The organism is Bradyrhizobium sp. AS23.2, assembly GCF_001908185.1.
In the GTDB taxonomy this organism is placed as follows: domain Bacteria; phylum Pseudomonadota; class Alphaproteobacteria; order Rhizobiales; family Xanthobacteraceae; genus Bradyrhizobium.
Window position 1 is genome coordinate 1 of the sequence record NZ_LGHM01000268.1, and the last position, 4,311, is coordinate 4,311.

The window sequence follows — 4,311 nt, forward strand, 5'->3', positions numbered from 1 at the left end:
CTCTGTAATCGGGCGCGATGGCTTGATGCAGCTTATGGATGCTGCACGCCAACAACGTTTCACCGTTGTCATTGTGGAAGCGCTGGATCGGCTTTCTCGTGACATGGAAGACCTGGCCGGCATCCACAAAAGGCTATCTTTCCAAGGGATCGAAATCCAAGCCGTTCATGACGGCACTGCGGACTCGATTTTGATTGGAATTCGCGGCCTCGTTGGACAGATGCAGCGCGAAGACGGAGCGAAGAAGGTCCGTCGCGGTATGGCCGGTGTGATACGAGACGGTCGACACGCCGGGGGGGCGTGCCTACGGATATCGAGCCGTTCCCGGCAAACCCGGTGAACTTGAAATTGTCGAAGACGAAGCTGCGATCGTACGGCGCATTTTCACGGCATACGCTGCGGGACGAACGCCCCGGGACATCGCGCACGATCTCAACCGAGAAAACGTTCGTCCACCGCGAGGCCAGCGATGGAACGCGTCGACAATCAATGGCAACGCCCAACGTGGTGCCGGACTTATCTTCAACGAACTCTATGCCGGCCGTATCGTCTGGAACAAAGTCCGGATGGTCAAGGATCCGGATACAGGCAAACGACTATCTCGCCCGACCCCTCGTGATGAGTGGCAATGCATCGAGGCGCCCCAGGTACGCATCGTCGAACAGTCCATTTGGGAGCAAGCTCACGCTCTAAAGACGGCGAAGAGCCACTTGCCCAGCCACGTAAAGCGGCGGGCGCCGCATCTCCTCTCTGGTCTCCTTCGCTGCGGCTGTTGCGGATCAGGGATGTCGGTTCATGACCGTGACAAGACTGGAAAGACCAGGATTCGCTGCTCAGCGGTTCGCGAGAGCGGGAGTTGTTCGAATCGCCGGATCATCTACCTGCGCGATACCGAAAGGCTTGTGCTCAGCGGCATGACCGAGGAATTGAAGGATCCGCGGCTGATCGAGACTTACGTGCGCAACTATAATCGTGAACGAGAGCGGCTTGCGGGGGACGCGGTGGCGGTGCGTGCGCGACTGGTGGCGAAACGTGACCGGATCGAAGGGGAGCGGCAACGCAACATTGATCTTGTGATCAAGTACGTCATCTCCGAGGAGGATGCCAAACAGCGGATCGCGGAGCTAAAGGAAGAGCGGTTGCGCGTCGAAGCCGAAATGGCCGCACTCGAAGAAGCCCCAGTTCCCATCGCGCTCCACCCAGCTGCCTTGGATCGCTACATCAGCACGGTGAACGCACTTGCCGATACAATGGCTGGTCATTCGACGGCAGAGGACGATCGCGGTTCCCTAATCCAAGATTTTCGGACGCTTGTGCACAGCGTCACGGTCCACCCAAAGGGACCTTGGAAGGGCTTCGAGGTCGAAGTGAAAGGTAAGCTCGCCACCCTAATAGGCGGGGAAGTCTTTCCTCCGGCCCACCATGGTAGTGGGGGATACATGGTAGCGGGAGACCGCTACAGCCAGAAACCCACTTTTGAGAATAGTGGGGGACGCATGGTAGCGGGGGAGGGATCGAACCCCCGACCCCAGGATTATGATTCCCGTGCTCTAACGGTATGAGTCCTTGCGGCGGGCAATTTGCGCCGATCCGAGCCGAAACGCAGGCGAAAAGCCCAACCCCTCAGGCACTTGCCAGGGCGATTTTGCGCCCCCACGCCGCCGCTTCGTGCTCAGGGTCACCGAGGTGGCCATGTCACGCTCACGCAGACCAGCTGAGAAGTCGAAGCGGGTTCTGATCACCGACGACGTGGTCAGTGACGCGCTCGCCCGTGCGGCGGGCGCCAAGGACTCGAATGAGTTCTACGACTACTGCGACACGGAGCAACGTTACCTGATCCTGCGCCAACGAGGGCCCCGCGTCGGCTGGTTCGTCCGGGCCAACGGCCAGATGAAGCGGATCGGCAACGCCAAACGCGAGCCCGGCGACGGCAACTATCTTGCTGTGAAAAAGGCGCGCGACACCGCCGGCGCGCGCTACTATGCGATGCGGTCGGGCCGACGCCCGCGCACAAAGGGCTGGAGCTGGGCAGACCTCGACCGCGAATTCCAGGCCTCGCGACGAGTCAAGTGCAAGAAGGGCAAGCGCGTCAAACTGCCGGCGCCAAGCACCCTGGGCGATATCGCGGGTTGCTTCGATAAGCCTCAGTTCGCCGCCTGGCAGGCCAAGAGGCTGTCCAATCTGACCGACGTCGACCTGATCGAACTGCTCGATGCCGTCCACCTCGAGCGAGGGCACGGCGCCTGCTGCAAGACCCTCGCCTGGATTCGGGCCGCGCTGACCTGGGCCCGTTCAGAACGAACCATCGAGAGCGGACTCGTCGGCGTCGTGCCCTGGTGGGAGGAGATCAAGCCGCCGCAGCCGACGGCCGATGAAATCGAGGAGATGGAGGACCGCGATCGCGAATTCAACGCGGCAAGGGCGGCGTTCAAGGTCGATGCGCTAGGCAAGCTGCTCGTCATCCACGAACGCTATTGCGCCGGTCGCAGCGGAAACCGGAAGGTCTCGCCCGCGGTCCGGGCCAGCCTGTGGTGGTTGGTCTTCACGCTCAACCGGAAATACACCTGCACCCAGCTCAAGCGCAGCAAGCTGCAATACGCCGATCCGCTGAATCCGTATTCCACCGCCGCTCAGCCCTGGGGCACGGCGGAATGGCCCGCCGAGGGTGTCAAGAACAAGCGGCGCTTCATGCTCCCCATCCCGCCGTTCCTGCTCCACATCGTGCGCTGTTGCCAGAGAGATTTTGAAGCGCTCATCGGCAAAAAGCGTGGCCTGCGCAGCACCAGCGAATGGATGTTTGCCTCGTCCCGACGGAAGAGCCGCAGCAAACACCCGCACAACCCGGATCCCGGACTGTATCCCAGCAGCCTGAATGCGCATCTGCGCGCCATGGGCGGCCGGAAGAAGACCAGCAAGGGCGCGTACACGGAAAACTATCTCGAAGGCCTGCCGCGCTTCTGGCCGCATCTGGTGAGGACCATCGGAGCGGATTTCCTGAAGGCGCATTCCGACAAGGTGCCTCAGGCGGCGGCGTCGGCCCTGCTCGGCCATGTTTTGCCGCGCGACCGCAACGCTCCGGACGACGAGATGTCGGAGGTCACGCGGGAGTTTTACCTCACGAGCCAAGACATGCCATTGAAGACCGAGGCGATGAAATTGTGGAGCGACGCGGTGCTGCTGGCCTACGTCAAGGCCGGAGGTACGTTGCCCATGACAAACGAACTCGACCAGAACCGCCCGGGCAAGCTGGACTGGCCGCTGCCCAAGCTGCCGCAGGTCACAGGACCACAGCATCACCGGGGCCGTTCGCAGCCGCGCCGCGAGCGCGGTTCACGGCCGGCGGCAAACCGAGGCAAACGGCAACAACGGCATAGCCGGGTTCGCAAAGCGTAAGTCCAGGTGCCGTGGCGGGCCGCGCTTCAGTCAAACCCAGTTCTCGACTCTGACCCCCGGCATACGGGTAAACTCGCGCATGTTGTTGGTGACGACGATCAATCCTTCGCTGCGCGCATGACCACCGATCTGCATGTCGTGCGGACCGCAGGGCGTTCCCGCGCGCTCCAGTTCGGCTCGGACCTGACCGTAGTGCGCGGCCGCCTTGTCAGCAAATGGCAGCACGTCAAGACGCGCCACGAACTGCTCGATAGCCATTAGATTGTCGGCGCGGCGTGCCGACTTCTCTGCGCCATAATGCAACTCGCCGAGCGTGATGCTTGAGATGCAGAGTTGCTCGGCGAGCGCATTGAACTTTTCGCGCAAGTCCGGTGGATAGTTCTTCATGACATAGATGCAGATATTCGTGTCGAGCATGTAGGTGAGCATCAGAGCGACTCGCGCTCCTCGGCCGCCGGCTGTTCACGTTCAACCATGAAATCCTTGCTGACGCGCGGTCCGTTCTGAAACAGATCATCCCATCGCTTGCCTTGGGGCACGATCACGCGGCTGCGGCCGATCTTCAGAATGTCGACCTGATGCACATTCTCCGGAAAGGCGACTGCCTTGGGCAGGCGGACGGCTTGGCTGCGATTACTGATGAAAACCGTGGATGTCGTCATGACGCTTTCCCTTCGCATATCCCAGCGGGATATACATAAGTTAGCAATCGAATTTCTACAAGATCCGGTCACCCAGCAGTGCGAGGTCCAAGTTCCGACCACTCTGAATCCATCTAAATCTATGTAAATAAACAAATTATCCCGCAATATTGCCAATTGCATTTTTTGTGGGATAATCGCGCATGGCCGCGGAACTGGTACCATTTTCCGACGAAGAGACCCGAGTCCTCGTCAACCTCGAACAGCAATACGAGGT

The 4,311-nt window shown here is 60.5% G+C and carries 5 protein-coding genes and 1 pseudogene; 4 read left to right on the forward strand and 2 right to left on the reverse strand.

Going from position 1 to position 4,311, the window contains the following annotated elements; genetic code table 11:
- The 4 genes and pseudogenes from AC630_RS47570 to AC630_RS40465 all read left to right on the forward strand — a co-directional run.
- Nucleotides 1-340 (forward strand): recombinase family protein (locus AC630_RS47570; RefSeq protein ID WP_245330655.1); only part of this gene is annotated, 340 nt, incomplete at its 5' end.
- Between the two features lie 40 nt (nt 341-380).
- Nucleotides 381-632: pseudogene (locus tag AC630_RS47575) on the forward strand (recombinase family protein); the annotation flags it as partial.
- A gap of 153 nt (nt 633-785) precedes the next feature.
- The gene (locus AC630_RS47580; protein WP_245330656.1) at nt 786-1,562 is read left to right on the forward strand and encodes a hypothetical protein; all 777 of its coding nucleotides are present in this window, start codon (nt 786-788) and stop codon (nt 1,560-1,562) included.
- A gap of 106 nt (nt 1,563-1,668) precedes the next feature.
- Complete coding sequence (locus AC630_RS40465) at nt 1,669-3,393, forward strand: site-specific integrase (protein WP_074123917.1); 1,725 nt, start codon at nt 1,669-1,671, stop codon at nt 3,391-3,393.
- A gap of 30 nt (nt 3,394-3,423) precedes the next feature.
- Here the strand turns inward: AC630_RS40465 and vapC are convergent, their stop codons facing one another.
- Together vapC and vapB are read right to left on the reverse strand one after the other, a co-directional pair.
- Nucleotides 3,424-3,822 carry a type II toxin-antitoxin system tRNA(fMet)-specific endonuclease VapC gene (gene vapC / locus AC630_RS40470; protein WP_074123918.1) on the reverse strand — a complete coding sequence of 133 codons (399 nt, stop codon included), beginning with the start codon at nt 3,820-3,822 and terminating at the stop codon, nt 3,424-3,426.
- Complete coding sequence (gene vapB, locus AC630_RS40475; protein WP_074123919.1) at nt 3,822-4,055, reverse strand: type II toxin-antitoxin system VapB family antitoxin; 234 nt, start codon at nt 4,053-4,055, stop codon at nt 3,822-3,824. Before vapB ends, vapC begins: the two co-directional genes overlap by 1 nt.
- Nucleotides 4,056-4,311 lie beyond the last annotated feature (256 nt).

Coding starts and splice junctions, on each gene's coding strand:
- vapC (WP_074123918.1), bottom strand. CDS start 3,822: ATGCTCACCTACATGCTCGACACGAATATCTGCATCTATGTCATGAAG.
- AC630_RS47580 (WP_245330656.1), top strand. CDS start 786: ATGTCGGTTCATGACCGTGACAAGACTGGAAAGACCAGGATTCGCTGC.
- vapB (WP_074123919.1), bottom strand. CDS start 4,055: ATGACGACATCCACGGTTTTCATCAGTAATCGCAGCCAAGCCGTCCGC.